Genomic DNA, 3,331 nt, shown 5'->3' with positions numbered 1-3,331 from the left:
CACGCCTTCTTCGTCCACCCCACCGAGGCGAGCCACGGCGACCTCGGCATGATCGCCCCCGACGACGTGATCGTCGCCCTGTCCTGGTCGGGCGAGACGGTCGAGCTCGGCGACCTCGTCAGCTTCTCGCGCCGCTTCTCGATCCCGCTCATCGCGATCACCTGCAACGCCGACAGCACGTTGGGCCGGGCGGCGGACGTGCTCCTGGCCCTGCCGAAGGTGCGCGAATCCTGCCCGCACGACCTCGCGCCGACCACGTCGAGCCTGCTCCAACTCGCGCTGGGCGACGCGCTCGCGGTGGCGCTCGTCGAGCAGCGCGGCTTCACCTCCGCCCGCTTCAGGACCCTGCACCCCGGCGGCACCCTCGCAGCCCGCTTGAAGACCGTGCGCCAGCTCATGCATACCGGCGACGAGGTGCCGCTGGTGCCCGACGACATGGTGATGGCGGATGTCCTCATCGAGATCACCGGGCGCCGCTACGGCTGCGTCGGCGTCGTCGATGCCGGAAGACGGCTGATCGGCATCGTCACCGACGGCGACCTGCGACGCCACATGGGGCCGGCGATCCTCGACACCGCGGTCCGGGACGTGATGACCGCCGACCCTGTGGTCGTGGAGGCCGACCTGCTGGCGAGCGCGGCACTGGAGGTGATGAACCGCAAGCGCATCACCGCGATCTTCGTGGCGGAGGCGGGCCGCGCGACCGGCATCCTCCACATCCACGACCTGCTCCGCGCCGGCGTGGTGTGAGGAGGCCGTACCGGGCAACCATACGGCAGCTTGAGAAGGCGTACCTTAAGGCGCTACCGGCGATGTCCGTATGCTTCGCCCGTCGGCGAAGCGGACTGAAGGTCCGCGATCCGTCGCCCTGCCCCGTCCTGCGAGCCGCGCAGGACCCGCCTGGCGGCAGGGGCAGAACTTCAGGGGCGCCGGCGACCTACCAACCTTCGCACGTCCGATGGTACCACCGCCCCGGCTCGAACGGGGGACCTCTAGATCCACAATCTAGCGCTCTAACCAACTGAGCTACGGCGGCACTGCGGCGCGGTGTATCGCGGCGGCGCGGGCATTTCAAGCCGCGATCGGCGTCGTGGGCCGCGTGTGGACGGGGCGGGGATCGCGCCCGTAAAGGATGACGTGTGACCTCCCGCCATCCCCGTCCGTCCTCCCGATGACCCAGACCGCCGAGACCCCGCGACGGCTTTGGGGCCGCGCGACGCTGGTCCAGGCTCCCGGACGGTTGCGCGGCTTCGTCCGCCGGAGCGAGGTCGGGCTCGTGGTGCTCGCGGGCCTCACCGGTTGCATCGCCGGGGCGATCGTCGCGGGCATGAACCTAGCGGCGCAGGGCCTGCGCGAGGCGCTCTACCGCCTTCCGCCCGGGACGCGGCTGAGCGCGGCCGACGACGTCCTGCCGCTGGCCCTGTTCCTCGGACCCTGCCTCGGCGGCATCCTGCTCGGGTTGCTGATCCTCGCGGTCCATCACCTGCGCGGACGCCGCAAGCGCCCGGTGATCGACCCGATCGAGGCTAACGCGCTCCACGGCGGCCGGATGTCGCTGCGCGACAGCGTCTACGTCGCGGTGCAGAACGTGATCTCGAACGGCGGCGGTGCCTCGGTCGGGCTGGAGGCCGGCTACACCCAGATCTGCGGCGGGCTCGCCTCGCGGCTCGGTCTCGCCTTCGAGATGCGGCGCGGGGACCTCCGCACCCTCGTCGGCTGCGGTTCGGCCGCCGCGATCGCCGCGGCGTTCGGGGCGCCGCTGACGGGGGCGTTCTACGCTTTCGAGCTGATCATCGGCACCTACGCGATCGCGACGCTGGCGCCGGTGGTCGCCGCCGCCTTGTGCGGCAGCCTCGTCGCGCGGGCGCTCGCGGAGGCGGAGCCGCTGGTCGCCCTCGACGCGATGCGGGCGGTGACGACCTCGGCGGTGACCGGCGCCGACACCCTGCCGAGCCTCGTCCTCGGCCTGCTCTGCGCCGGGCTCGGCATCCTGATCATGCGCGGCGTCACGCTCGTGGAGCAGGGGGTGCAGGCGACCCGGCTGCCGCGGGCGGCGGGGCCTGCGCTCGGCGGGCTCTGCGTCGGCGCGCTCGCGCTCCTGATCGGCCCGCAGGTGCTGTCGGGCGGCCACGGGGCGTTGCACCTCCATTTCGCGGGAAGCGCGCGGAGCGACGGCACGGCGGCGCTGGCGATTCTGTTCGTCGCCAAGGCGACGGCGTCGGCGATCTCGATCGGATCGGGCTTCCGCGGCGGGCTGTTCTTCGCCTCCCTGTTCCTCGGGGCGCTCGCCGGCAAGCTGTTCGCGGCGCTGGCCCCCGGGGTGGTGCCGGGACTCGCCGCCTTCGGGCTCACCCCGCTCGCCTACGCGGTGATCGGCATGAGCGCGCTGGCGGTCGCCGTCGTCGGCGGGCCGCTGACGATGACGTTCCTGGCGCTGGAGGTCACCGGCAGCCTGCCGGTCACCGGTCTGGTGCTGGTCGCGGTGATCGCCTCCTCGCTCACCGTGCGCAAGACCTTCGGCTACTCCTTCGCCACGTGGCGGTTCCACCTGCGCGGCGAGAGCATCCGCAGCGCCCACGACGTCGGCTGGATTCGCAGCCTCACCGTCGGCCGGCTGATGCGCAAGGACATACGCCCGATCCCCCTCGACACGCCGATGGCGACCTTCCTGCGCGCTCACCCCCTCGGGTCGCCCTCGCGGGTGATCGTGGTGGACGCGGCCGGGCGCTACGCCGGCATCGTGATGGTGCCGGAGGTCCACGCCGCCGCGCGCGACGCTGACGGCGCGGCGATGCTGCTGGCCGACGTGCTGCGCCATCCCGCCGACTTCCTCACGCCGGGGCTCAACGCCAAGGAGGCCTCGGCCGCCTTCGACCGGACCGAGAGCGAGGCGCTCGCCGTCGTCGACACGGCCGAGGACCGGCGGGTGATCGGCCTGCTCACCGAGAGCCACACGCTCAAGCGTTACAGCGACGAACTCGACCGCCAGCGCCGGGCGATGCAGGGGGAATCGGATTGATGGCCGGGCAGCGGCATCGATCCCGCCTGCGTCCGGCAAGTCTGCGGCCAAGTCTGCGGCAGGGTCGTCGAGGAGGCGCCGGGCTGAGCGAAGCGGATGCCGACCCTCAGCGGGGCCGGCGGCCGACGCTGACGACGTTCGAGGGCCGCGCCTTGCGCTCTGGGAGGATGTCTTCGACGCGTTTGACGATACTTTTGGCATCGAGGCCGGCGTCGGCGTACATCTTGTCGGGGCTGTCGTGGTCCTGGTAGGTGTCCGGCAGGGTCAGGGTGCGCACCCGCAGGCGCATCGCGTCGAGCACGCCGCGCTCGG

At 72.2% G+C, this 3,331-nt stretch carries 2 protein-coding genes, 1 tRNA gene and 1 pseudogene; 2 read left to right on the top strand and 2 right to left on the bottom strand.

Annotated elements, in window-relative coordinates:
• Window positions 1-750: SIS domain-containing protein (locus ACFE86_RS21850; protein ID WP_375457415.1), on the top strand; the 750-nt coding region annotated here is incomplete at its 5' end.
• A 209-nt stretch (window positions 751-959) separates the two neighbouring features.
• Here ACFE86_RS21850 and ACFE86_RS21845 read toward each other — a convergent pair.
• Window positions 960-1,036: transfer RNA gene (locus tag ACFE86_RS21845), tRNA-His, on the bottom strand.
• A gap of 135 nt (window positions 1,037-1,171) precedes the next feature.
• Between ACFE86_RS21845 and ACFE86_RS21840 the strand changes: the two genes are divergently transcribed.
• A complete protein-coding gene (locus tag ACFE86_RS21840) occupies window positions 1,172-3,019 on the top strand; it encodes a chloride channel protein (protein WP_375457414.1) in 1,848 nt (615 codons plus the stop codon).
• Window positions 3,020-3,125: 106 nt separating this feature from the next.
• Here the strand turns inward: ACFE86_RS21840 and ACFE86_RS21835 are convergent.
• A pseudogene (locus tag ACFE86_RS21835) lies at window positions 3,126-3,331 on the bottom strand (1-deoxy-D-xylulose-5-phosphate synthase); the annotation flags it as partial.

This window comes from uncultured Methylobacterium sp., from assembly GCF_964244095.1.
GTDB lineage: Bacteria > Pseudomonadota > Alphaproteobacteria > Rhizobiales > Beijerinckiaceae > Methylobacterium.
Note: the sequence above shows the minus strand (reverse complement) of the source record. Positions and strands in the feature narration are given on the sequence as shown.